Consider the following 26,180-nt stretch of genomic DNA (forward strand, 5'->3'; position numbering starts at 1 on the left):
GTGAAGCGCGTTTCGGCCGCCCGCTCCAAGAACTCGGCGCGTTGGCAAAAAATACTTAGCGACTTGACGAAGTTTTCGCTTGCGCCACCGGCAAATTGGGCGATAGTTAGCGATATGGCTAAGCATTATCTTGATCTCTCGCTGCTCTTCCACGCGCTCGCCGATCCGACCCGCCGGTCGATCCTGACCCGGCTCGCCGAAACACCTGCGCGGGTAACGGATCTGGCTGGGCCCACGGGACTACGGCTGCCCACGGTGATGCGGCACCTTTCCGTGCTGGAGGAGGCAGGGTTGATCACCACGTCCAAAGACGGGCGGATACGCACCTGCGCCATCGTACCCGAGGCTCTGGATCCGGTGCGGACATGGCTCGATGAACAGCGGGCCATCTGGGAAGCTCGGCTCGACCGGTTGGACGCATTTGTGATGAATGTGATGAAGGAAAGCAAAGAATGACACAGAACCTGGATCCAAGTAGCACGGCCCGTACGACGCCTGATGATAGGAGGGACCGTTTTGCGACGCTGACCTTCGAGCGGGACGTGGCCGCGCCGTTGTCGGTGCTGTGGCAGGCTTGGACGGCCCCTGCCGCACGGGCAGTCTGGGCTGCGCCATCGCCCTCGGTAACCGTGGAGTTTTTGGAGGCAGACACCAGGGTGGGTGGTCGCGAGATCTCGCTCTGCAAGATAGAGGGCGAGCCGGACATCCGCTGCGAGTGCGGCTGGCTGGCGTTGCAGCCGGGTGTCCGCAGCGTGAACTACGAGGTGGTCTCCTCCGGTGGCGTGACGCAATCAGCGGCGCTGGTGACGGCTGAGTTGTCAGGCACGGACAAGCGCAGCCGGCTGGTCGTGACGGTGCAACTTTCCTCGCTGGCGCAGGACATGGAGGCCGGCTATCGACAGGGCTTCGACGCAGGACTGAACAATCTCGCCGGAGTTGCCAAGCGAACCATGGTGCTGCAACGGGTCATACAGGCGCCGCGAACCGCCGTCTGGAACTCCTGGATGAACCCCGAGACGCTGCCGCAATGGTGGGGGCCGGAAGGCTTCTCCTGTCGAACGAAGAGGATCGACTTGCGAGCGGGCGGCGAGTGGGTATTCGACATGATCGCGCCTGACGGCACGGTTTTCCCGAACCACCATCTCTATAACGAGGTCCGGCCCGAGGAGAGGATCGGTTATACCCTGTATTGGGGCGAGAACGGGCCGAAACATGCCGACGCCTGGGCCTCGTTCGAGGATCAGGACGGGGCAACGGAAGTAACGCTGGGCATGGTATTCAGCACGGCTGCCGAGTTCCAGGAGGCGAAGGGCTTCGGTGCCGTGGAACTAGGACTGCAAACTCTGGGCAAACTGGAACGCTTCGTCGCCTCCCGCTGAATTGCTGCGACTTCCCGTCGGCCGAGAATTCACAAAGGGATACACGAAGAGGAGTGTTCTATGAGAAAACTGATCATATGGGACATGGTGACCGTCGACGGCTTCTTCGAAGGTCCTGACAGGGACATCAGCTGGTTCGTCTTCGAAGAAGAACTCGAGAACTACATTCGTGCGACCCAGGAATACGCCGACACGCTGATCTTCGGCCGCGTGACCTACGAGCTGATGGCAGCCTATTGGCCGTCCGAGCAAGGCTGGATCGCGGATTTCATGAACAAGATCGAGAAGGTGGTCTTCTCGCGCACGCTGAAAAGCGCCGACTGGAACAACACGAAGCTCTTCAACGGCAATGTCGCGGAAGAAGTCTCCAAGCTGAAGACCAGGGACGGCGGAGACATCTTCGTGTTCGGCAGCGCCGACCTCACGGCGACCCTGATGGAGCACGGCCTGATCGACGAGTATCACCTCGGGATCAACCCCGTCATTCTCGGGAAAGGCACGCCGCTCTTCAAGGGCGGCCCGAACCGGATACCCCTGAAGCATCTCGAGACGAGGACGCTCAAGTCAGGTGTTGTCATCCTCCACTACGCGCCGGAGAGCAGACAATGACGATCGATCCACTCTTTGCCGTCAACCAGGCTTGTCGAGATGGGGGAGGGCCCGAGGAAGCGGCGCGCTCTAACTCCTTGACAAGGCTGGGAGCCGTCCCCGCCGGCACCTTAGCTGGTGACGAACTCCACAAGGTCGGCGTTCAGCACGTCGGCATTCACCGTCAGCATGCCATGAGAGAAACCGGGATAGGTCTTCAACGTGCCGTTCGGCAGCAGCTTGACCGCCTTCAAAGCCGAGGCGGCGATCGGAACGACCTGGTCGTCCTCACCGTGCAGCACCAGCGTCGGCACGGTGATCGCCTTGAGGTCCTCGGTCTGGTCGGTTTCCGAGAAAGCCTTGACGCCATCGTAGTGCGCCTTGGCGCTCCCCATCATGCCCTGCCGCCACCAGTTCTGGATCACGCCTTCATGGACGCCGCGCCTCGCGGTTGAAGCCGTAGAACGGGCCGGACGGGACGTCGCGGAAGAACTGTGCACGGTTGCCGGCCAGTGCCGTCCGAAAGCCGTCGAAGACCTCCATCGGCGTGCCTTCGGGGTTGTCGTCGGTCTTCAGCATCAGCGGCGGAATGGCGGCGACGAGGACGGCTTTGGCCACCCGGCCCGCAGGTTCGCCATGTCGCGCCACGTACCGCGCCACTTCGCCGCCACCCGTGGAATGGCCGATGTGAACCGCGTTCTTCAGGTCCAGCGCCTTGGCGACGGCAAACGCGTCGGCCGCGTAGTGATCTATGTCGTGACCGTCGGCGACCTGCTCCGAGCGTCCGTGGCCGCGCCGGTCATGCGCGACGACACGATAGCCCTTCGACAGGAAGAAAAGCATCTGGGCGTCCCAGTCGTCGGAGCAGAGCGGCCAGCCATGGTGAAAAGCGACGAGGCCGAGATCAGGACGTCGCGGCGGTTGAGCGGCAGGCCGAGGGTGAAGGTGGGAGGCATCGAGGAGTCTCCGCGAGTTGTTCAAAAGGCGGCGGGTGGGATCACACGCAGTCGCCGCACATGAACGGATTTGTTTCGGTAGAAGGCTTCCCTGTGAGGTGAGGGTGGCGAGGGCCGGCAAACGGATCGATTCCGACCCTCACCGAAATGCTCGCCATGCCGACCGGGATCAGCCAGCTACTGGCGTGTTGAGAAGCTGCTGCTCCCAAAGATACGCGATGCCGCTGCCGCCGAAGTGCTGGACGAGAATCTCGGTCAGTTCCTCGACATGCTCGGTGCGCGCCCAATCGCGTTGCCATTCGCCAGCGAGCGCCATCACGGTCATCACGTTCGCGCCGGCCGCGATCATTCGCTGGATGGCAACTTCGTGAGACTCCTTCGAAATCCCGCCCGACGCGTCGGTGATCACGGTCACGTCCCAGCCTTCGCCGGCGGCCTGGATCACAGGCATTGCGACGCAGACCTCGGTCCACAGGCCGGCGATGATCAGCTGCTTGCGGCCGGTCGCCTTGACGACGTTCACCACATTCTCGTCCTGCCAGGTGTTCACCCAGGTGCGATCGATGACTTCCTGGTCCGGAAATACGTCGGTGATCTGCTTAAAGAGAAGTCCACCGCGCGCCGCGATCACGCTGGTGAGAATGGTTGGAACATTGAAGGTTTTTGCTAGCTTCGCCAGCGCGGTCGTGTTGTTGACCACCATGTGCGGATCGTGGCTGTTCAGGTTCGCGAGTTGATAAGGTTGGTGATCGATCAGAACGAGGACCGAATCTTCGGGACGAAGAAGCGAATCGAGGCCGTTACGAGGGGTCATCAAAACTTCCTTTCTCTGCCGCTATGGACGGCGATGGGTTCACGGGAGACATCCGCCAGCGGGCGACGTTGCCTGGACGCAATTTGCTGTTCCTTTTGGTGGTGCGGTAGTGCCATGGTCGGGCAAGCTGTGTCGCGAAATAAGGAACGCCGGAATGGACATCGAAGACCTACAGACATTTGTCGCAGTGGCCGATGCCGGGGGCGTATCGGCCGCCGCGCGCCGGCTTGGCGTCTCCAAGTCAATCGTCAGTCGACGGCTCTTTCGGGTTGAAGCAGAGCTTGGCGTTCAGTTGCTTGCACGAACGACCCGCGGCGCCGCGCTCACGGAAGCGGGGATCACGTTCAGGGACCATGCGGCCAGAGCCAGCGCCGAGATCGACACCGCCAAGGAAACGATCCTCCCGACCGGCGACCTTCGCGGCCGCCTGAGGGTTGCCATGCCGCTTACTTTCGGCCCAACCCACTTCGCCCCGGTGCTCGCGGACATGGCGCGCCAGCACCCGCAGCTTCACATTCATACCTCCTACAGCGATCGCTTCGTCGATCTCATCGCAGAGGGTTTCGATTGCGCGATCCGGGGCGCCTACCTTCAGGACTCCAACCTGATCGCGAAGCGCGTCGGGCCAATCCATGGAAAGCTTGTCGCCAGCCCGGATTATATCAAAGCGCACGGATCACCCGAAACGCTGGACGAACTCGTCACCCATCAGGCCCTCATGCAGGGAACCGAAGCCTGGCAGTTCATGGATGGCGACAAGATCGTCACGGTCCAGCCGCAGGGCAGGTTCAAGGCCGACAGCGCCACGGCGCTTGCCGCCGCGGCGGCGGCAAGTCTCGGCATCGCCTGGCTCCCTGATTGCATCACACATGAATATGTGGCCTCCGGCGCGCTGGTCCCGATCATGACACGCTATCCGGTGCCTTCGGGGGCCGCGTATGTCGTCCGCCCGCCGGGTCAGCACCCGGCACGCAAGATACGCATACTCACCGAAATGCTGATCGAGCATTTCGAACGAAATCCCCACCTCTGGGGTCTCGACCGGTAAAGCACTGACATCCGCGAAGCTTTTGGCAGACGAGGCGCTCGCCTGCGGGCCACCGGCCTCAGAGACCGTTTGGAAACTCTACTCTGGCGGCCATCTGATGGCGTTTTCTGCGCTTCCGGTGCTCACGGACCAGCGCATGACCCCGGAAACCGGTTTCGGTTTCCGGAAAGGATCATGCGCAAATGCAAAGTGTTAGAGCGTCCTTTTGCGCGTCCAATTGGACGCGCCGCGCTCTAATGTCCGCTGCGCGCCGGTTCTCGAACCACCACCATATGACTCGCCAGAGCGAATTTCGAAACAGTCTCTCCGCGACATTTATTGCCGGCACGTTCCACTTTCCGCGACACAGCTTGGCGCATTGCGTGGCTAGTTGCAGAGACGGCTGCTCACTAGTTCGGGCCGTCGTCGGGCGGGTAGCACTCAAGGTCGAATGGCGCGCTGAGAACAAGGGACGCTTCGATCTCCCGATCGATGACCGGGATGAGCAAATTCCTCTTCCGGACTGACCGGCGCTGATAAGGTGATCGCGCGGACACGGCTCGGGCGGTCTAGGACGGCATGAACGACGTCGCGTGCCGGTTGAATGCAGAATGGAGACAGCGAAAATGAGCAACAAGTGGCCCCACCTCGACTACCTCAGTTGGCGCGAGACGTGTTCCGCACTGCATCTATACTTGCAGATCGCCGCGCCGACTTTCAACGGCCAGCCGAACGAGGTGCCGAACCCGGTGCCGTTCAACGAGGATCATCGCGAACGGCCCTATGACCGCGACGCCGTTCAACGCTTCCATCACGCGTTGGCGTCGGTCGACAGGGTCTTCAAGACGTTCCGGACCTCCTTTCTCGGCAAATCCAGCCCGGTTCACCTGTTCTGGGGCGCTCTCGATCTGGCCGTCACGCGCTTCTCAGGGAGGCGTGCTCCTCTCCATCCGGGCGGCATTCCGGCATTGCCGGACCACGTGACGCAGGAGGCCTACGACCGCGAGGTCTCCTCGGCAGGCTTCTGGCCGGGCGGCGGCGGCATCGATTATCCCGCCTTCTACGCCTACGCCTATCCGACGCCGAACGGCTTTCGAGGCGCATCGGTCCGGCCGGATGCGGCGTTCTGGCATGACGGCCTGTCGGAGTTCATCCTGCCCTACGATGCCGTGCAGTCGGCGGCCGATGGCGACGAGACGCTATTGGCGTTTCTCGTCTCGACCTACGAGGCCGCCGCCGATCTCGGAGGATGGGACCGCGATCTGCTGGAGTGCCTGCAAGGGCGGCCGGGGCAGGTGCGGCCGCCACACGCCGAGCTGCCGAAGGCCACTTTATCGACCGACGAAAAGGTTGAACGAGAGGATGGCGCATCCAAGGGACGCTACCGGATGGTCATCGATGGCGTCGAAGCCGAGATGACCTATAGCCGGGCCGGCGAGGGACTGATCATCATCGACCATACGGAAGTCCCAGCAGCCTTGCGGGGCCGCAAGGTCGGCGAGCAAATGGTGCGCCAGGCGGTCGAGGATGCACGACGCGAAGGGGTCAATATCATTCCGCTTTGTCCGTTCGCAAAAGCGCAGATCGACCGTCATCCGGAATGGCAGGATGTGCTTCCTCGGTCATAGGCTGCCAACAGCCCGACCACGCGCATTGGGGCGATATGCATCACCGATCCTCGAATCCGGTCAGCACGCCGACGGCGTTGATGCCGATTTCCTCGACGGCATAGCCGCCTTCCATGACGAACAGCGTCGGCAGGCCGAGCTTGGCGATGCGACGGCCAATCTTGGGATAGTCGGCGGTTTTCAGCTTGAACCTGCTGATCGGGTCCTTCTCGAACGTGTCGACGCCGAGCGAAACGACCACGACCTCGGGAGCGTAAGCCGCAAGTTTTGCGCAGGCGTCCTCCAGCGAAGCATTCCAGGCATCCCATGTGGTGCCGAACGGCATGGGGTAGTTGACATTGAAGCCTTCGCCGGCGCCGGCGCCGCGCTCGTCGGCATGGCCAAGGAAGAAAGGATATTCGGTCATCGGATCGCCATGCAGGTTCAGCACCTGCACGTCGCCGCGGCTGTAGAAGATCTCCTGCGTGCCGTTGCCGTGATGGTAGTCGACATCGAGGATCGAGACGCGCCTGGCGCCCTGGTCGCGGAACCATTGCGCGACGACCGCGGCGTTGTTGATGTAGCAATAGCCGCCCATGAAGGCAGCACCGGCATGATGGCCGGGCGGCCGGCAGAGCGCGAAGGCTGATATCTCGCCGCCCTTGACCAGGGCGGCTGCGGTCAGCGCCACATCATAGGACGATTTGATCGCCTCCCAGGTGCCTTTGACGAAGCTGGCGCCGCCGTCGAAGGAGTAAAAGCCAAGCAGCGCATCGATGCTTTGGGGGCGCATATCGCCGCGCAGGCCGCGCGTCGGCCAGGTGAAGGGGAGGGCCGAGCCCGTCCGCCCCGACTCTTCCCAGAGCGGCCATACGGTCGGCAGGAAATCGATGTAGTCGCTGGTATGCACCTTCCTGGCGGCAGCGAGGTCGTGCGTGGCGGGCGGCAGCACCGGGCCGAGCTTTTCGCTCTCCACCCTCGCCTTGATGAACTCGGCGCGCGAGGGCTTCTCGAAGGCCGGCACGATGGCGCCGGAAATGAGCTCGAAATTGCCGGCATGACCGGCGTGGAGAGGGGAGAAAACAGTCTTCATTTTGGCGACCGGCTCGCTCTTCGGATTGCGTATCCGTCATTGACGGATTGCTTTGTGGCAGAGAGTTTCAGCGCCGCCAAGAGGCATCCAGACAGTTGTTGCGAGTGGCAGCGGGACGGCTTGCCAGACGCCAAGACTCTGCTAGCCTAAGCTCAAACGGGAGAAAATTATGCCGCCATCGGCCGATCTGATCGTCGAGAACGCCAGCATGTTGACGATGGATCCCGATACTCCCCGCGCCGAAGCCCTAGCCATCAAGGGCGGCGAAATCATTGCGATCGCAGATCGCGCGACCGTGCTGGAGCACAAGGGACCCGGCACGCGCGTCATCGACGCCGAGCGCGGCTCCGTCGTTCCCGGCTTCATCGAAGCGCATATGCATCTTTTCGCCGGCGCGGCCGAACTCGATCACCTCCAACTGATGGGCGTCCACGGTTTCGATGCGCTTTGCGACGCTGTGCGCAACTATGCCGCAAAGTGGCCGGACCTATCCGTCCTGCAGGCGCAAGGCGCCGACTATACCATCCTGTCGGCGACGGAGCGGGTCAGCCGCCATCACCTCGACCGCATCCTGCCGGACCGGCCCTTCGTCATGGCAGCGCCCGACCACCACACAATGTGGGCGAACACCAAGGCGTTGGAACTGGCCGGCCTGCTGAGAGGCAAGCGGCTTGGTCCCGGCAACGAGATCGTCATGGGCGACGACGGGCTGGCCGGTGGCGAATTGCGCGAGGGCGAGGCTTTTGGGCCGCTGATCGCGCTGGCCGGCGAGGATCGCGTGCGGCTCGGCCTGGCCACCGGCGGCGAGCCGGACCCGAAGCCGACGCCGGCGGAGCAGGCCTGCGACCGGGCGATCATGCGCCGAGGTCTGGAATGGTGCGCCAGGCACGGCATCACCTCGATCCAGAACATGGACGGCAATCTGCACCAGCTCGAGCTCCTGTCCGAGATCGAGGCCGAGGGCGGCTTGCTATGCCGGGTGCAGGTGCCGTTCCACTACAAGAACTTCATGACGCTCGACATGCTCGACAAAGCCTCTGATATGGCTGAGCGCTACAATGGCGAATGGCTGTCGTCGGGCATGGTCAAGGTGTTCTACGACGGCGTGCTCGATTCTTGGACGGCGGTGATGGTCGAGCCCTATGCGGACCGTCCGGATTGGCTGGGCGAGCCGCTGTTCACGCCGCAGCAATTCATCGACCTTGCGGTGGCCGTCGACAGGCGCGGGCTGCAGATGGCGGTGCACTCGATCGGCGACGGCGCCGTGCGCTCCGTGCTCGACGGCTATGAGGCGGCGCAAAAGGCGAACGGCAAGCGCGACAGCCGGCACCGGGTCGAGCACATCGAGGTGGTCACCGCCGCCGACGTGCCGCGCTTCGCAGAGCTTGGCGTCATTGCTTCGATGCAGCCGCCGCATCCGCCGGGCAGCATGGGCTTGCCGCTGGAACCAACGGTGTCGCGCATCGGGCCTGCCCGCTGGCCGCTGAGCTATGCCTGGCGGACGCTGAAGAATGCCGGCGCGCGCGTCGTATTCGCTTCCGACTGGCCGGTGTCGCCGATCGATCCGATCTTGGGCATTCAGGCGGCAGTGCAGCGCAAACCATGGGCAGACGGCGATCCCGACCAGAGCTTCTCGTTGCATGAATCGCTAGCGGGCTACACGGTGGAAGGCGCCTATGCCGAGTTCATGGAGCATCGCAAGGGCCGCCTCAAGCCAGGCTTTATGGCCGATCTGGTGGTGCTCTCAGCCGACATCGAAGCGACCGCGCCGGAAGCGCTGCATACGGTGCGGCCGGTGACGACGGTCTGCGGCGGCAAGATTACCTACCAGGCCTGACGGTGGCACGGGAATTGCGTTCTGAATCGACATTCAGATGTATGGTCGACATTCAGACGTAGGCTTGCCAAGCCATGCGCCGTGTGCTGACAATCGAGTGGGAACTGGATCCGCCAGAAGAGCGGACACAAGAATGGGGTAATCGTGCCGGAACAACCGGGTAGAAGTGCAATTGAAGTTCGTGGCGTCCGCAAGGTCTTCGGTACCGGGGAGTCACAGGTCGCCGCCCTCGATACGGTTTCGGTGTCGATCCGCGAAAATGAGTTCTTCACGCTGCTTGGTCCGTCCGGCTGCGGGAAGACGACGCTCTTGCGGCTGATCGCCGGCTTCGATTTCCCCAGCGCCGGCGAGATCCTGCTGCACGGCCAGGACATCGCGCCGCTGCCGCCGTTCAAGCGGCCGGTCAATACCGTGTTCCAGAACTATGCGCTGTTCCCGCATATGACGGTGGCCGAGAATATCGGCTTCGGCCTCGAAATGCTCGGCAAGCCCAAGGCCGAAGTCAAGGCGCGGGTCGCCGAGATGCTGAAGCTGGTCAAGATGGAAGCGCTGAGCAACCGCCGCACCAGCCAGATTTCCGGCGGCCAGCAGCAGCGCGTGGCGCTGGCGCGGGCTCTCGCGCCGCAGCCGAAAGTGCTGCTGCTCGACGAGCCGCTGTCGGCGCTCGACTTCAAGCTGCGCAAGGAGATGCAGATCGAGCTGAAGCGGCTGCAGCACGAGACCGGCATCACCTTCATCTTCGTCACCCACGACCAGGAAGAAGCGCTGACCATGTCGGACCGCATCGCGGTGATGTCGTCGGGCAAGATCCTGCAGGTCGGCACGCCATGGGATATCTATGACAAGCCGGCCGAGCGCTTCGTCGCCGACTTCATCGGCGAAACCAATTTCCTCACGGCAGCCATAACCGGCATGGGCAACGGCAAGGCACGCGCAACGCTCAAATCCGGCGCGACGATCGACGCGACCGTGGCAGAAGGCTTCCAGCCGAAGGACAATGCCACCGTGGTGGTCAGGCCCGAACATGCCAAGCTGACCAGCGGCAAGGGCGACCTGTCGGGCACGGTCGAAAACATCGTCTATTTCGGCACCGACACGCACATCCATGTTCGCCTGGACAGCAGCGAGACCTTCACCGTGCGCCAGCAGAACACGCGCAGCGCCGGCTGCGGTTTCGAGCGGGGAGACAAGGTCGGCATTTCGATCGGCAACGACGCCGCGCAAGTGCTGAGGGATTGATGGAGAGCGCGGAACAGGTCGCCAAGGACGCCGAACGCCGAGAGATCCGCGATCGCTGGCTGCTGTCGGCGCCGGCACTGATCATCATCTTTCTCGCCGCGACCGGCCCGCTGCTGATCGTCGTTGTCTACTCCTTCCTGACGCCTGGGCCGTATGGCGACGTGGTGTGGAAATTCTCGACCGACGGCTGGCTGTCGGTGCTGATGCAGCGCGACATCTTCGACGATACGCTGGCCTTCGCCGACGCGCATTTGTCGATCTTCTGGCGCTCGGCCAAGCTGTCGTTCATGACAACGATCCTGACGCTGCTGTTTGGTTTCCCGACCGCCTATTTCATCGCCACCCGGCCGGCGCGGCAGCGCGACATCTGGCTGTTCCTGATCACCATCCCGTTCTGGACCAATCTCTTGATCCGCACCTTCGCCATCCAGGAGGTGATCCGCAACGAGGGCATCGCCAACACGGTGCTGATCAAGCTCGGCATCATCAGCCAGCCGATCCAGATGATGTTCACCGATTTCGCGCTGATGGTCGGCATGACCTATGTCTATCTGCCGCTGATGGTGCTGCCGCTCTATGCCAGCATGGAAAAGATCGACTTCCGGCTGGTCGAGGCGGGTTACGATCTCTACGCCAACCGCTTCCAGGTGTTGAGGCGGGTCATCATCCCGCTGGTCAAGCCCGGCATCATCGCCGGCTCGATCCTCGTCTTCATCCCGGCGCTGGGCGCCTATGTCACCCCGCGCGTGCTCGGCGGGTCGAAGAATATGATGCTCGGCAATCTGATCGAGCTGCAGTTCGGGCAGGGCCGCAACTGGCCGCTCGGCTCGGCGCTGTCGCTGTCGCTGATGGCGATCGTGATGGTCGCGCTGCTGTTATATGTCCGCGCCGTCGGGCGCCGGGGTGGCGCGCATGGCTAGCCGCTTCGACATCCGCCGGCAGACCGGCTTCACCACCATCGCAATGATCTGCTTCTTCGCGCTGTACCTGCCGATCGTCACGCTTGTTGTCTATGCCTTCAATTCAGGCAATTCGATCGCGGTCTGGGAAGGCGTGTCGCTGCGCTGGTTCTACCAGGCCTGGAACAACAACCAGGTCGTCGATGCCGCCATCCGGTCGCTACAGATCGCTTTGGTCGCCGCGACTGTTGCCACCATCGTCGCCACCATGGCTGCACTCGCCACGACACGAACCAAGCCCTATCCCGGCCTCGGCTTCAAATACGCCTTCATCAACCAGCCGCTGATGGTGCCGGAGATCGTCACCGCTGTAGCGCTGCTGATCTTCTTCTCGCGCATCAAGATCTGGACCGGCTATTCGGGGCTGGGCTATTTGATGGCGGCGCATACCGCCTTTTGCATTCCCTTTGCCTATCTGCCGATCCGGGCGCGGCTCGAGAGCATGGATCTGTCGTTGGAGACCGCGGCGGCCGACCTCTACGCGACTCCCTGGAAGGCTTTTCGGCGCGTCACCTTTCCGCTGCTGTGGCCAGGCATCCTTGCCGGGCTGATGCTGGCCTTCGTCATCTCGCTGGACGACGTCGTCATCACCGAGTTCGTCAAGTCCGGCGGCCAGGACACGTTGCCGACTTACATGCTCGGCCAGTTCCGGCGCTTTATCACGCCGGAAATCAACGCAATTTCGACGGTGTTCCTGCTGATCTCGATCTTGATCGTCACCGTCTTCTTTTTCATCAGCAGGAAGAAGGATCACGAGTGACAGGAGAGAAACGATGAAGTGGAAACTGACTGCGACGGCACTCAGCGCCGCGCTGTTCGCCTCGGCGGGTCTCGCCCGCGCCGACGGCGAACTCAACATTTACAATTGGGGCAACTACACCAGCCCCGAGCTCGTCAAGAAATTCGAGGAGACATACAAGGTCAAGGTGACCGTCACCGACTACGATTCCAACGACACGGCGCTGGCCAAGATCAGGCAGGGCGGCAGCGGCTTCGACGTCGTGGTGCCTTCGGCGAGCTTCGTGCCGATCTGGATCCAGGAAGGGCTGCTCCTGGAGACGGAGCCGAACAAGATGGAGAACTTCAAGAACATGGATCCGAAATGGGTCGATGTTCCCTTCGATCCGGGCCGCAAATACACCGTGCCGTGGCAGTGGGGCACGACCGGCGTCACCGTCAACACCTCAGTCTACAAGGGCGATCCCAATACCTCGGCGATCTTCATGGACCCGCCGCCGGAACTGGTCGGCAAGATCAACGTCGTTCCCGAGATGGCCGACGTCATGCATCTCGCCATCAGATATATCGGCGGCGAGCCGTGCACCGGCGACAAGGAGGTGCTGAAGAAGGTGCGCGATGCGCTGGTGGCGGCAAAGCCGAAATGGATCTCCATGGATTACGGCACGGTCGAGAAGTTCGCCAAGGGCGACTTCGCCGCCAGCGTCGACTGGAACGGCGCATCGTTCCGCTCCCGCCTGCAGAACAAGGACATCGTCTATGGCTATCCGAAGGAGGGCTATCCGATCTGGATGGACAATCTCGCGGTGCTGAAGGACGCCAAGAACGTCGAGAACGCCAAGCTGTTCCAGAACTTCGTCATGGATCCAAAGAACGCCGCGCTGATCTCGTCTTTCGCGCGCTACGCCAACGGCATCAAGGGATCGGAAGCCTTCATGCCTGAGGACATGAAAACGGCGCCGGAGGTCAACATCCCGGCCGAGTTCGCCGACAAGGGCAAGTTCATGCTGAACTGCGCGCCCGACGTGCAGGCACTCTACACCAGGATCTGGACCGAACTGCAGAAGTGATCGCATCGTTGACGGACCCGGCGGCTGCAGCCGCCGGGTCCGTTTTCATGTTTGCCGGGACGCATCTCATGACCTCCTACCGTAACAGTGAACCGGTGCCGCCGATCATGCAGGGCTCGCCACCCAAGATGGTGCCGCCGAAGCTCGACTGGGACCGGCCGCCATGGAACCGCTGGGCGTTCCAGCACATCCGCGAAACCCTGCCGACCGTCGAAGTCTGGCGCGGCAATGGCCATCGCCGCCGGTTCGAGCGGAGCGAGGTCGATCTCGACGCGCTGCCGGTGAGCGACAGCACGGGTCAGCCGACGACGCTGGCCGGGCTGCTGGACGAAACCTATACGGACGGGTTTCTCGTGCTCAAGGACGGCAAGATCGCCTATGAGCGCTATTGCAACGGCATGACCGAGCGCACGCTGCATTTGTCGCAGTCGATGGCGAAGTCGGTCACCGCTTCGGTGTTCGGCATACTGGTCGGGCGCGGCCTGATCGATCCGGCCATGCCGGTGACGACCTATCTGCCGGAGCTGGAAACTACCGGCTGGGCCGGCGCCAGCGTCCAGCATGTGCTCGACATGACGACAGGCGTGCGTTTTTCCGAGGAATACACCGACCGCTATTCCGACATCGGCCAGGTCGACGTCGCCAGCGGCTGGAAACCGGTGCCGCCGGGCAGCGACCCGGCCTTCGAGTGGCCGTCCCATATGTTCGAATTGATCCTGCGACTCAAGGAGACAAGCCGGCCGCATGGCGCTGCGTTCGAATATCGTTCGATAGAGACCGACGTCCTCGCCTTCATCATGGAACGGGTGACTGGCAAGCGGCTGGCGCAGCTGGTTTCGGAAGAACTCTGGCAAAAGCTCGGCGCGGATGAAAGCGCCTGCTTCACCGTCGACAGCGCCGGCTACGCCATCGCCGATGGCGGCTTCAACGCCACGCTGCGCGACTATGGCCGTTTCGGCCAGCTGATCCTCGACAATGGCGGCGGCGTCGTGCCGGCCGACTGGATCGAGGCGACGCGCACCGGCAGGCATGGACCGGATTTCAATCCCAGCCTGCCGGGAGGCAGCTACCGCAACCAGTTCTGGATCGAGGACCCTCGCTCTCGCGCGCTGATGTGCGAGGGGGTGTTCGGGCAGCTGATCCATATTGACTGGAACACGAGAATGGTTGTGGTGAAGCTTTCGAGCTACCCGGATTTCACCGACATCGCCTATTCGGTGGCGACGCTGAAAGCCGTGCACGCGATCGCCGCCGCGCTGGCCTGAGTTCCAAAGAAAACCGGAAGGAAACGCCATGACCGGCAAGACCGCGTTCGAGACCAGATATGGCTTTGGCCGCAACCAGGTGCTACTCGGCAACTGGCGCGAAAGCCCGTTCAGCCGGTGGTCGTTCCAGAATGTCGGCGAGTTGGTGCCGTGCGCAACTGTCGCTGCAGCGTCAAGCGGCAGTGAGGCGCCGGCACAGGATCTTGACGGGCTGCTTGGCGAAAAGATCGCGCTGGCCGGGGGACCGGAGACCGTTGCGGCCTTTCTCACGCGATCCGATAGCGACGCGCTGACGATCATGAAAGCCGGCAAATTCGTCGGCGACTGGTTCGCACCGCATATGGAGTTCGGCGCCCGCCACATCATCTTCTCGATCAGCAAGTCGCTGACCGCGATTCTGGCCGGCATATTGGAAGGCGAGGGGATTTTTGATCCGCAGGCGCCGGTGACCCGCTATCTGCCGGAAGCTGCCGGCTCGGCCTATGGTGATGCCAGCGTTCGGCATGTGCTCGACATGAGCGTGAGCCTCGACTTCGAAGAAGCCTATCTCGATCCGGAAAGCGCCTTTGCCCGCTATCGTCGCGCGACGCTGTGGAATCCGGGCGGCGGCACGGAAAGCCTGGCCGACTTCATCCTGACGCTGCAGCGCCTTGCCGAGCCGCATGGCCGGACCTTTCGCTATCGCTCGCCCAATTCCGACCTGCTCGGCATCCTGCTCGAACGCGCGTCCGGCCAGCGCTTCGCAGAGCTGTCGCGCGAAAAATTTTGGCTGCCGCTTGGTGCAACGAGCGAAGCGTCGGTGACGGTCGACAGGGAAGGCACAGCGCGCACGGCCGGCGGCATTTCGGTGACGCCGCGCGACCTGGCGCGTGTCGGTGAGATGATGCGGCAGGGCGGCATGGCCGATGGTCGCCGCATCGTGCCGGAAGCCTGGGTGCGCGACACAGTCAGCATAGGCGGAGACAGCGAGGCTTGGCAGCGTGGCGCGATGGCATTCCTCTTCCCGCAAGGCCGCTACCGCAACAAATGGTACCAGACCGGCGCGGCAAGCGGCGCCTTCTGCGGCATCGGCATCCACGGCCAGTGGCTCTACGTCAATCCCAAGGCGGAGGTCGTCATCGCCAAGATGTCGTCACAGCCGGAACCGGTCGACGAGCCGCTCGATCTCGACATGGTCGCCTTCTTCGAAGCGCTGAGCCGGATGGTCTAGCAGCCCAATCGTATACGACTGGCAATGTCGGCGCTGCCCCTCATCCGCCTGCCGGCACCTTCTCCCCGTATAGTGACGGGGAGAAGGGGCTGAACGCAAAAGTCGGCGCTTATTTGCAACGCTGGAAATTGGCGAGGGCAGCGCGAACGTCTGAGGGGCACGGGCAAATCCAGGCGTGGGCGCATTCTGCCATGCGAATTTCCAACGTGCTTTCCTGTGGACCTCTTGGTCGGTCGAAAAGACCGAGGTTGGCGCGGCTGATCTCCCGGCCTATGGTCGCCGCTCTTTTCGACAGGACAGCAGGACCGACATGGCATCCGAGCGCATCGCAGCAATCATCGCAGCCGAGATCGCGGCCCGGCCCGAACAGGCCGCGGCGGCGATCGGGCTGCTGGACGAAGGCGCGACGGTGCCGTTCGTGGCGCGCTACCGCAAGGAGGTCACCGGCGGCCTCGACGATACGCAACTGCGCCTGCTGGCCGAGCGGCTCGTCTATCTGCGCGAGCTCGACGCGCGTCGCGACACCATCCTCGGTTCGATCCGCGACCAGGGCAAGCTGACCGAAGAGCTTGAAGCCAAGATCGCAGCGGCCGCCACCAAGGCGGGACTCGAAGACATCTATCTGCCCTACAAGCCGAAGCGCCGGACCAAGGCCGAGATCGCGCGCGAGCGTGGGCTGGGACCGCTGGCCGAGGCCATCCTTGCCGATCGCGCGGCGGTGCCCGCCGAGCTGGCGCTGGCCTACATCAGTGAAGAGGTGGCCGACGCCAAGGCGGCGCTCGAGGGCGCGCGTGACATCCTGTCCGAGCAGTTCGCCGAGAATGCCGATCTGGTCGGCAGGCTGCGGACCTACATGAAGGAACGCGCCTTCATGCGGTCGCGCGTCGTCGACGGCAAGCAGGAAGCCGGCGCGAAATTCTCCGACTATTTCGACCATGTCGAGCGCTGGGCCAACGTGCCCAGCCATCGCGCCCTGGCGATGCTGCGCGGTCGCAACGAAGAGGTGCTGTCGCTCGATATCGAAGTCGATGCCGACGACGCTTCACCGGTGAAGCCGGTCGAACGGATGATCGCCGACGCCTACGCCGTCGGCCGCCAGCTGCCGGGCGACCGCTGGCTGATGGAGGTGGCCGGCTGGACCTGGCGCATAAAGCTGTCGCTGCACCTGACGCTCGATTTGATGCGGGATCTGCGCGAGCGGGCCGAGGAGGAGGCGATCCATGTCTTTGCCCGCAATCTGAAGGATTTGCTGCTCGCCGCCCCGGCCGGCTCGCGGGCCACGATGGGGCTCGACCCCGGCATCCGCACCGGCGTCAAGGTGGCGGTGGTGGACGGTACCGGCAAGCTGCTGGCGACGACGACGGTCTATCCGTTTCCGCCAAGGAGCGATGTGCGCGGCACGCAAGCCGAACTCGCAAAGCTCATCCGCCTGCACAAGGTCGAGTTGATTTCCATCGGCAATGGCACCGGCAGCCGCGAGACGGAAAGGCTGGTGACCGACATGCTGTCGGACATGCCGTCGGATTCTGGGCCGAAGCCGCTCAAGGTCATCGTCAGCGAAGCGGGTGCTTCGGTCTATTCCGCCTCGGCAACTGCAGCGGCGGAATTTCCCGGCCTCGACGTGTCGCTGCGCGGTGCGGTGTCGATCGCGCGGCGGCTGCAGGATCCACTCGCCGAACTGGTCAAGATCGAGCCGAAGTCGATTGGCGTCGGCCAGTATCAGCATGACGTCGACCAGTATCGGCTCGGCCGCTCGCTGGAAGCGGTGGTCGAGGACGCGGTCAATGCCGTCGGCGTCGACCTCAACACCGCCTCGGCGCCGCTTCTGGCGCGGGTTTCGGGTCTTGGCGCATCGCTGGCCGAGGCGATCATTGCGCACCGTGACGCGGCCGGCCCCTTCGCCAGCCGCCGTGACCTGTTGAAGGTCTCTCGCCTTGGACCCCGCGCGTTCGAGCAATGCGCCGGCTTCCTGCGCATTCCCAACGGCACCGAACCGCTCGATGCCTCGGCCGTGCATCCGGAAGCCTATGGCGTGGCGAAAAAGATCGTCGCCGCCTGCGGACGTGACCTCCGTTCGCTGATGGGCGACAGTGCCGCTCTAAAGGCGCTCGATCCGCGTGTCTTCGTCGATGAGCGGTTCGGCCTGCCGACGGTGCGAGACATACTGGCGGAACTGGAAAAGCCCGGCCGCGATCCGCGCCCCGGCTTCAAGACCGCGACCTTTGCCGACGGCGTCGATGACATCAAGGATTTGAAGCCAGGCATGCTGCTGGAGGGCACTGTCACCAATGTCGCCGCGTTCGGCGCCTTCGTCGATATCGGCGTGCATCAGGACGGCCTGGTGCATGTCTCGCAACTGGCCGACCGTTTCGTCAAGGACGCGCATGAGGTGGTGAAAGCCGGCGACGTGGTCAAGGTGCGCGTCGTCGACATCGACATCAAACGCAAGCGCATCGGCCTGTCGATGCGCAGGGATGCTGACGGCGGCACACCGAAGCCGCGCGACAATGGCAACAGACCGGCGCCGCGCGCGCCGGCGCCGCAGCGCCAGCCGGAGCGGCCGGCGCAACAGGGCGCTTTCGGCGCTGCGTTGGCGGAGGCGATGAAGCGAAAGTAGCTGATAGATCGGCCAAAGAGAAACTGGCGCTGTCGATGTCGGCGCTGCCCGCTGCCGGCACCTTCCCCCGTATAGTGACGGCGCAAGCAGCGCGGCTCTTCCTTCTCCCCTTGTGGGAGAAGGTGGCCTCGCGAAGCGAGGTCGGATGAGGGGTGTTCCAGCTTGGCACCGACAGCACTCCGTCCAACACCCCTCAACCGTCTCGGCGCTACGCGCCGATCCACCTTCTCCCACAAGGGGAGAAGGAAGAGCTAACAGATGCCCGGCAGGGCAATGAGGGGCAGCGCCAACTTGAGGTGATTGCCCGGAGGTAGAGCATGTTTGTTCTTGCTTTGTGCCGGCAGCTATGCTAATGATTCAGGCCTAATGCACATGTGCGCCACTGACCCGCCCAAGAGGCGGGTTTTTTGCGACCGGCGGATGGCCGCGCTTGTCGTGCGGCACGACGAGGTAATAGGCGCCGCGGCTCTGCATCGGCCGGGCCCGCCTCGAAGGCGGCAAGGGCGCCGATACCAGGCAAAAGGCGGCGCTGCACGTTCATGATCCATTACTAGCGCTCATTAATGGCGAAGCAATTTCGTTTGATTTTTTCGAGCCGGAAGCCGATAAGCCGCCCAATTCCGTGATCTGGAGACCGAGGCCATGGCCGCCGACAAGAACGCATTCGTCTGGGATGATCCTTTCCTGATCGAGGACCAACTTTCGGAAGACGAGCGGATGGTGCGCGATGGCGCAGCGGCATTCGCCGCCGACAAGCTCGCTCCCAGGATTGAGGAAGCCTATCTCGAGGAAAAGACGGATGCCGGGATCTTTCGCGAGATGGGCGAGGTCGGGCTGCTCGGCATCACCATTCCGGAAGAATATGGCGGGCTCGGCGCCAACTACGTCACCTATGGGCTTGTGGCGCGCGAAGTCGAGCGCATCGACTCGGGCTATCGCTCGATGATGAGCGTGCAGTCGTCGCTGGTGATGTATCCGATCCATGCCTATGGCTCGGAGGCGCAGCGCAAGAAATACCTGCCGAAGCTGGCGTCAGGCGCATGGATCGGCTGCTTCGGCCTGACCGAGCCGGATGCCGGTTCCGACCCCGGCGGCATGACGACGCGGGCCGAAAAGACGGCGAACGGCTACAAGATCTCCGGCACGAAAATGTGGATCTCCAACGCGCCGATCGCCGACGTGTTTGTCGTCTGGGCGAAGTTGTCCGACAAGAGTGCGGGCGCGCAGGACAACGAGATTCGCGGCTTCGTCCTGGAAAAAGGCATGAAGGGGCTGTCGGCGCCGAAGATCGACGGCAAACTCAGTCTCCGCGCGTCGATCACCGGCGAAGTGGTGATGGAAGGCGTCGAAGTCGGCGAAGACGCGCTGCTGCCAAATGTGTCGGGCCTGAAGGGGCCGTTCGGCTGCCTCAACCGCGCGCGCTACGGCATCTCCTGGGGGGCGATGGGCGCGGCGGAGGATTGCTGGCACCGGGCCCGCCAATATGGCCTCGACCGCAAGCAGTTCGGCAAGCCGCTGGCCGGCACGCAGCTGTTCCAGAAGAAGCTCGCCGACATGCAGACCGAGATCGCGCTCGGTCTGCAGGGTAGCCTGCGGGTCGGGCGGCTAATGGACGAAGGCAAGATGGCGCCGGAGATGATCTCGATCGTCAAGCGCAACAATTGCGGCAAGGCGCTCGACATCGCTCGCCAGGCCCGTGACATGCATGGCGGCAACGGCATCCAGATCGGCTACCACGTCATGCGCCACGCGCAGAACCTGGAAACGGTCAACACCTATGAGGGTACGCATGACGTGCATGCGCTGATCCTTGGACGGGCGCAGACCGGCTTGCAGGCGTTTTTCTAAAGACGCCTAGGCCGGCAACGCTGCTTAATTTAGGTGCAGCGCAACATCTCTGCTTGGAGAATGGCCAGCATTTGTGTCAGGGTTCGGCGAATTCGTTTGAAACGCCGACTTTCGAGGCCCCATGGCAATTCTGGCAGCCGTCTACCACCTGACCCATTACAAATATGACCGGCCGGTCGTCCTCGGCCCGCAGGTCATCAGGCTGCAGCCGGCGCCGCATTCCCGCACCAAGGTGCTCAGCCATTCGCTGAAGGTCGGGCCGGCGGACCATTTCGTCAATCTGCAGCAGGATCCCTACGGCAATTTCCTGGCGCGCTTCGTGTTTCCGGAACCGGTGACGGAACTGAAGATCGAGGTCGACCTCGTCGCCGACATGACGGTCTATAATCCATTCGATTTCTTCGTCGAGCCGTCGGCCGAGACCTTTCCGTTCGAATACCCGGAAGAGATCAGCGCCGATCTCGCCATCTACCGGACGCCGGAACCGGCCGGACCGCTGCTGTCGGTGTTCCTGCAAACCATCGATCGCCACCCAACCAACACCATCAATTTCGTCGTCGACCTCAATGCGCGGCTGCAGCGCGAGATCGCCTATATCGTGCGCATGGAAACCGGCGTTTTCTCGCCGGAGGAAACGCTGGCCGCCAAGAAAGGCTCGTGCCGCGATACGAGCTGGCTGCTGGTGCAGATCCTGAGGAACCTCGGCATCGCCGCGCGCTTCGTTTCCGGCTACCTGATCCAGCTGAAGCCCGACCTCGTCGCGCTTGACGGTCCGCCCGGCACGGCGATCGACTTCACCGATCTTCATGCCTGGTGCGAAGTCTATCTGCCGGGCGCCGGTTGGATCGGCTTCGACCCGACCTCCGGTCTGCTCACCGGCGAAAGCCATGTGCCGCTGGCGGCCACGCCGCATTTCCGCAACGCCGCGCCTATTTCCGGCATGGCGAGCTTCGCCAATGTCGAGTTCGGCTTCGACATGCGGGTCGACCGCATCGCCGAGCACCCCCGCATCACCAAGCCGTTCTCCGACGAAAGCTGGCAGGCGCTCGATACGCTCGGCAAGCAGGTCGACGCCGCGCTGGAGGCTGGGGACGTACGGCTGACCATGGGTGGCGAGCCGACCTTTGTGTCGATCGACGATTTCGAGGCGGAGGAGTGGAACACCGCCGCCGTCGGCCCGACAAAACGCGAAAAGGCCGATGCGCTGATACGCCGGCTGCGTGAGCGTTTCGCGCCGGGCGGCTTCCTGCATTACGGGCAGGGCAAGTGGTATCCGGGAGAAAGCCTGCCGCGCTGGACCTTTTCGCTGTACTGGCGCGCCGACGGCGAGCCGGTGTGGAGCGACCCATCGCTGATCGCACGGGAGAACAGCAAAGCAGATGTCGGACCGAAGCAGGCCGAAGGCCTGTTGACCGCGATTGCCGATGAACTCGGCATCGACAACACCATGGTCAGCGAAGCCTATGAGGATCCGGCCGAGTGGCTGCTCAAGGAAGGCAAGCTGCCGGAGAATGTCGATCCGTCCAATTCGAAGCTGGACGACCCCGAGGAGCGCAGCCGCATGGCGCGGGTGTTCGAACGGGGCCTGACCAAGCCGTCGGGCTATGTACTGCCTGTCCAGCGCTGGAACAGCCAGGCGTCGGGACCGCGCTGGCGTTCGGAGAGATGGAAAACGCGGCGCGGCAGGCTGTTCCTGGTGCCGGGCGATTCACCGGTCGGCTACCGCCTGCCGCTCGGCACGCTTCCCCATGTGCCGCCGGCGCAGTTCCCCTACATCGTGCCGGTCGATCCTTCGCTGCCGCGCGGGCCATTGCCGGTGCGCGAGGCGATGTTGCCGGGAGCTGCCCCTGTGCCGGAGGCGGCACTGGCCGAACTTGAAGGCGCCGACGAAATGGCGCGCCGCCAGCAGGCGGCGTCATTCACCGCCGCGACCGGCCAGCAGGACCGTGTCGAACAGGAGATCACCGAGATCGGCGGCGCGGTGCGCACAGCGCTGTCGGTCGAGCCGCGCGACGGACGGCTTTGTGTGTTCATGCCGCCGGTCGAGGCGCTGGAAGACTATCTCGAACTGGTCGCGGCGGCCGAGAACGCGGCAAAAACTATCGGCCTGCCGGTGCATATCGAGGGCTACGGCCCACCGCACGATCCGCGCCTCAACGTCATCCGTGTGGCTCCGGATCCCGGCGTCATTGAAGTGAACATCCATCCGGCTGCGAATTGGCAGGACTGCGTGGCGACGACTACCGCGATCTACGAGGAGGCGCGGCAGACGCGCCTCGGCGCCGACAAGTTCATGATCGACGGCCGTCATACCGGCACAGGCGGCGGCAATCATGTCGTCGTCGGCGGCGCGACACCCAACGACAGTCCGTTTCTGCGCCGCCCCGATTTGCTGAAGAGCCTGGTGCTGCAATGGCAGCGGCACCCGTCGCTATCCTATCTATTCTCGGGTCTGTTCATCGGTCCGACCAGCCAGGCGCCACGCTTCGACGAGGCGCGCCACGATTCGCTCTACGAGCTCGAGATCGCGATGGCTCAGGTGCCGCATCCGAACCAGGGCGCGGCACCCCTGCCGTGGCTGGTCGACCGGCTGTTCCGCAACCTGTTGACCGACGTGACGGGGAACACCCACCGCTCGGAAATCTGCATCGACAAATTGTTTTCGCCGGACGGCCCGACCGGCCGGCTGGGGCTGGTCGAGTTCCGCGGTTTCGAAATGCCGCCCAATGCGCGCATGAGTCTCGCGCAGCAACTGCTGGTGCGCGCCATTATCGCTCGCGCCTGGAAGAACCCGCTCGAGGGCCGCTTCGTGCGCTGGGGCACGTCGTTGCATGACCGTTTCATGCTGCCGCATTATGTCTGGGCTGACTTTCTCGACGTGCTGGACGACCTAAAGCTGAACGGCTTCGAGTTCCGTCCCGAATGGTTCGACGCGCAGCTCGAATTCCGCTTTCCGTTCTGCGGCGAGGTCCAGCATGCCGGCATCAAGCTGGAGCTGCGGCAGGCGCTGGAGCCGTGGCATGTCATGGGCGAGCAGGGCGCCATCGGCGGCACCGTGCGCTTCGTCGATTCCTCGGTCGAGCGGCTGCAGGTGAAGACCGAAGGGCTCAATCCGGAGCGTCACGCCGTCGTCTGCAACGGCCGTATCGTGCCGATGAAGGTGACCGACACCAGAGAGACCGCGGTGGCGGGCGTCCGTTTCAAGGCGTGGCAGCCGGCATCGGGGCTGCATCCGGCGCTGCCGGTCAACACGCCCCTGGTCTTCGACATCTACGATCGCTGGTCGGGCCGGGCGGTCGGCGGCTGCGTCTACCATGTCGCACATCCCGGCGGGCGCAGCTACGACACTTTCCCAGTCAACGGCAATGAAGCGGAGGCGCGACGGCTTGCCCGCTTCGAGCCGCGTGGCCATACGCCGTCCGCCTACGTGTTGCGCGACGAACAAGCCTCTGAGGATTTCCCGATGACCCTTGACCTGCGGCGGCCTGCAAGACTCTGATCAGCCATGGCAAAGGGGAATCACAAGGAAATACGCGGCCGGCCGCACAACCTGCTGGAGCATTACCAGCCGATTGACGGCGTCGTCGATGAGATGGTCGATGCATCAGGCAATCCCCGTCCGGTATGGAAGGAGTTCATCGAGGCGCTGGAAGAACTGGGACCTGAAGAGCTCGCCCAGCGCTTTGCCCGCGCCGACCAGTATCTGCGCGACGCCGGAGTCTATTACCGTCTCTACGATCAGGCCGGCGCCAATGAGCGCGAATGGCCGCTGGCGCATGTGCCTCTCCTGATAGAGGAGCAGGAATGGGCCGCGATCAGTGCCGGCCTGGTCCAGCGGGCCGAACTTTTCGAGGAAACGATTGCCGATATCTACGGGCCGAACCACCTGGTCGGGAAAGGCATCCTGCCGGCGGGGCTGATCGCGGCCAGCCCGGAATATTTGCGCCCCGTCGTCGGCACCAGACCGGCCAGCGGCCATTTCCTGCACTTTTGCGCTTTCGAGCTCGGTCGTGGACCGGATGGCCGCTGGTGGGTGCTGGGCGACCGCACGCAGGCGCCGTCGGGGGCCGGCTTTGCGCTGGAAAACCGCGTCGCCACCACGCGTGCGCTGTCCGACATTTATGGCGAGATGCATGTGCACCGCCTTGCCGGCTTCTTCCGTCGCTTTCGCGACGCGCTGAACGGCATGGCCAAGGTATCGGGCGGCCGTGTCGCCATCCTGACGCCGGGGCCGCTCAACGAAACCTATTACGAGCATGCCTATATCGCCCGCTATCTCGGCATCATGCTGCTCGAAGGCGAGGATCTGACCGTTTCCGGCGGTCGATTGATGGTGCGCACGGTTTCCGGGCTGATGCCGGTCAGCGTGCTGTGGCGGCGGCTCGACGCGGCCTTCGCCGATCCGCTGGAGTTGCGGCCGGATTCGCAGATCGGCACGCCAGGGCTGGTCGAGGCGATCCGCCGGGAAGCCGTTTCAGCCGTCAACGCGCTCGGCTCCGGGCTGATGGAAACGCGGGCGCTGTTCGCCTTCCTGCCAAAAATTTCGCGCGAATTGCGCAACGAGGAGCTTCTCTTGCCGAGCGTCGCGACATGGTGGTGCGGGCGGGACGCGGACCGTGACCATGTGCTGGCCAACCTCGACCGCATGGTGATCGGTCCGGCGCTGTCGACGCGGCTTGCCTTCGAGGATGACGGTTGCACCAGGCTGGGCTCGGCGCTGGTTGCCGGGGCACGGGCCGAATTGATAGCCCGGATCGAACGGGACGGCGGCGCCTTCGTCGGACAGGAAGCGGTAACGCTTTCGACCACGCCGGTCTATGTCGGCGGCTGGCTTGAGCCGCGGCCGGCAGCCCTGCGCGTCTATCTGGCGCGAACGCCGGAAGGCTGGACGGTGATGCCCGGCGGTTTCGCCCGTGTCGGCTTTTCGCTCGACCCGACCGCAATCGCCATGCAGCGCGGCGGCCAAGCGGCGGATGTATGGGTGGTCAGCGACGGGCCGGTGGAGCGCGAGACGCTGCTGCCGCAGGAGCATGACAGCTTCACCCGCACCTCGCCAGGCAGCCTGCCCAGCCGCGCAGCGGAAAACCTGACATGGCTCGGCCGCTATATCGAGCGATCGGAAGACACGGTGCGCATCCTGCGCGCCTATCACGTGCGGCTGGCCGAGGCCTCCGACCCCGACATGCCTTTGCTTGCCGATATCAGAGACCATCTCGAACCGTTCGGCATCGACGTCGCGGCGGCGATCCCGCCGGGGCTGATCGGCACGCTGGACAGCGCCGTCTACAGCGCCGGGCAGATCCGCGACCGCTTCTCGCCCGACGGCTGGCTGGCGCTGAACGATCTGTCGAAGACGATTCATCAATTCGCGACAACGGTGGCGCCGGGCGATGACGCGACGCGGGCGATGACGGTCATCCTGCGCAAGCTCGCCGGGTTTTCGGGCCTGCTGCATGAGAATATGTACCGCTTCACCGGCTGGCGCTTCCTGGAGATCGGCCGGCGGTTGGAACGCGGCATCCAGATCGCCCGCACGCTCGCCCGGCTGACCGGGGCTGCGGCGCCCGAAGGCGCGCTCGACATGATGCTGGAGATCGGCGACAGCGTGATGACCCACCGGCGGCAGTATCCGGTGCAGGCCGGCAGGCGCACGGTGATCGACCTCCTGGTGCTCGATCCGCTCAACCCGCGCTCCATCCTGTTCCAGCTCGAGCGGCTGAAGGCCGAAATCGCGCTGTTGCCGTCTATCGGCGGCGAGGGGCATATGTCGCCGGCGGCAAAAGAGATACTGCAGCTCAATACCGCAATCGCCATCAAGGAGCCATCGGACATGACGGCGAAGGCCCTGGACGATCTCGCCACCGAGATCGGCGGCCTCTATAACAGCCTCGCCAAGGCCTATTTCGGCTAAGGACGGGGTCCGGATAAAGGCT

At 63.6% G+C, this 26,180-nt stretch carries 18 protein-coding genes and 1 pseudogene; 16 read left to right on the plus strand and 3 right to left on the minus strand.

What is annotated here, in order from left to right; all coding sequences use genetic code 11:
• Nucleotides 1–114 precede the first annotated feature (114 nt).
• From NMG70_RS17770 to NMG70_RS17780, 3 genes are read left to right on the plus strand one after another with little or no spacing between them, the layout of a single operon-like run.
• Nucleotides 115–456 (plus strand): ArsR/SmtB family transcription factor, encoded by a 342-nt coding sequence (locus NMG70_RS17770; protein ID WP_254025797.1) that lies wholly within the window; start codon nucleotides 115–117, stop codon nucleotides 454–456.
• Entirely contained in the window at nucleotides 453–1,379 is a 927-nt protein-coding gene (locus NMG70_RS17775; RefSeq protein ID WP_254025754.1) for an SRPBCC family protein, read from the plus strand. The genes NMG70_RS17770 and NMG70_RS17775 overlap by 4 nt, the downstream gene beginning before the upstream one ends.
• 60 nt (nucleotides 1,380–1,439) lie before the next feature.
• A complete protein-coding gene (locus NMG70_RS17780) occupies nucleotides 1,440–1,988 on the plus strand; it encodes a dihydrofolate reductase family protein (protein WP_254025755.1) in 549 nt (182 codons plus the stop codon).
• 110 nt (nucleotides 1,989–2,098) lie between these two features.
• On the opposite strand, the pseudogene NMG70_RS17785 reads toward NMG70_RS17780, so the two are convergent.
• Nucleotides 2,099–2,861, minus strand: a pseudogene (locus NMG70_RS17785) (alpha/beta fold hydrolase); the annotation flags it as partial.
• Between the two features lie 231 nt (nucleotides 2,862–3,092).
• A complete protein-coding gene (locus tag NMG70_RS17790) occupies nucleotides 3,093–3,737 on the minus strand; it encodes a hydrolase (protein WP_254025756.1) in 645 nt (214 codons plus the stop codon).
• A gap of 154 nt (nucleotides 3,738–3,891) precedes the next feature.
• Between NMG70_RS17790 and NMG70_RS17795 the strand changes: the two genes are divergently transcribed.
• Both NMG70_RS17795 and NMG70_RS17800 read left to right on the plus strand, forming a co-directional pair.
• On the plus strand, nucleotides 3,892–4,785 hold the full coding sequence (locus tag NMG70_RS17795; RefSeq protein ID WP_254025757.1) for a LysR family transcriptional regulator: 894 nt from the start codon (nucleotides 3,892–3,894) through the stop codon (nucleotides 4,783–4,785).
• Between the two features lie 605 nt (nucleotides 4,786–5,390).
• A complete protein-coding gene (locus NMG70_RS17800; RefSeq protein ID WP_254025758.1) occupies nucleotides 5,391–6,392 on the plus strand; it encodes a DUF5996 family protein in 1,002 nt (333 codons plus the stop codon).
• 40 nt (nucleotides 6,393–6,432) lie between these two features.
• Here NMG70_RS17800 and NMG70_RS17805 read toward each other — a convergent pair whose 3' ends face one another.
• Nucleotides 6,433–7,464 carry a histone deacetylase family protein gene (locus tag NMG70_RS17805; RefSeq protein ID WP_254025759.1) on the minus strand — a complete coding sequence of 344 codons (1,032 nt, stop codon included), beginning with the start codon at nucleotides 7,462–7,464 and terminating at the stop codon, nucleotides 6,433–6,435.
• Between the two features lie 169 nt (nucleotides 7,465–7,633).
• Here NMG70_RS17805 and NMG70_RS17810 point away from each other — a divergent pair, with 169 nt between their 5' ends.
• From NMG70_RS17810 to NMG70_RS17860, 11 genes are all read left to right on the plus strand, one after another.
• A complete protein-coding gene (locus tag NMG70_RS17810) occupies nucleotides 7,634–9,301 on the plus strand; it encodes an amidohydrolase (protein ID WP_254025760.1) in 1,668 nt (555 codons plus the stop codon).
• Between the two features lie 144 nt (nucleotides 9,302–9,445).
• Entirely contained in the window at nucleotides 9,446–10,540 is a 1,095-nt protein-coding gene (locus NMG70_RS17815; RefSeq protein ID WP_254025761.1) for an ABC transporter ATP-binding protein, read from the plus strand.
• Nucleotides 10,540–11,460: an ABC transporter permease gene (locus NMG70_RS17820; RefSeq protein ID WP_254025762.1), complete on the plus strand. Its 921-nt coding sequence runs from the start codon at nucleotides 10,540–10,542 to the stop codon at nucleotides 11,458–11,460. Before NMG70_RS17815 ends, NMG70_RS17820 begins: the two co-directional genes overlap by 1 nt.
• Nucleotides 11,453–12,259, plus strand: a complete 807-nt coding sequence (locus NMG70_RS17825; RefSeq protein WP_254025763.1) for an ABC transporter permease — start codon at nucleotides 11,453–11,455, stop codon at nucleotides 12,257–12,259. The genes NMG70_RS17820 and NMG70_RS17825 overlap by 8 nt, the downstream gene beginning before the upstream one ends.
• A gap of 13 nt (nucleotides 12,260–12,272) precedes the next feature.
• A complete protein-coding gene (locus NMG70_RS17830) occupies nucleotides 12,273–13,307 on the plus strand; it encodes an ABC transporter substrate-binding protein (RefSeq protein ID WP_254025764.1) in 1,035 nt (344 codons plus the stop codon).
• A 68-nt stretch (nucleotides 13,308–13,375) separates the two neighbouring features.
• On the plus strand, nucleotides 13,376–14,572 hold the full coding sequence (locus tag NMG70_RS17835; RefSeq protein ID WP_254025765.1) for a serine hydrolase domain-containing protein: 1,197 nt from the start codon (nucleotides 13,376–13,378) through the stop codon (nucleotides 14,570–14,572).
• Nucleotides 14,573–14,600: 28 nt separating this feature from the next.
• Complete coding sequence (locus tag NMG70_RS17840) at nucleotides 14,601–15,782, plus strand: serine hydrolase domain-containing protein (protein WP_254025766.1); 1,182 nt, start codon at nucleotides 14,601–14,603, stop codon at nucleotides 15,780–15,782.
• 310 nt (nucleotides 15,783–16,092) lie between these two features.
• Nucleotides 16,093–18,399, plus strand: coding sequence for a Tex family protein (locus NMG70_RS17845; protein ID WP_254025767.1), 2,307 nt, complete (start codon nucleotides 16,093–16,095; stop codon nucleotides 18,397–18,399).
• Between the two features lie 642 nt (nucleotides 18,400–19,041).
• Nucleotides 19,042–20,247 (plus strand): acyl-CoA dehydrogenase, encoded by a 1,206-nt coding sequence (locus NMG70_RS17850; RefSeq protein ID WP_254025768.1) that lies wholly within the window; start codon nucleotides 19,042–19,044, stop codon nucleotides 20,245–20,247.
• Nucleotides 20,248–20,368: 121 nt separating this feature from the next.
• Nucleotides 20,369–23,746, plus strand: coding sequence for a transglutaminase family protein (locus NMG70_RS17855; RefSeq protein WP_254025769.1), 3,378 nt, complete (start codon nucleotides 20,369–20,371; stop codon nucleotides 23,744–23,746).
• Nucleotides 23,747–23,752: 6 nt separating this feature from the next.
• Nucleotides 23,753–26,158, plus strand: coding sequence for a circularly permuted type 2 ATP-grasp protein (locus NMG70_RS17860; protein WP_254025770.1), 2,406 nt, complete (start codon nucleotides 23,753–23,755; stop codon nucleotides 26,156–26,158).
• Nucleotides 26,159–26,180 lie beyond the last annotated feature (22 nt).

Origin of the sequence: Mesorhizobium ventifaucium (assembly GCF_935822925.1) — a bacterium.
Classification (GTDB): Bacteria; Pseudomonadota; Alphaproteobacteria; order Rhizobiales; family Rhizobiaceae; genus Mesorhizobium; species Mesorhizobium ventifaucium.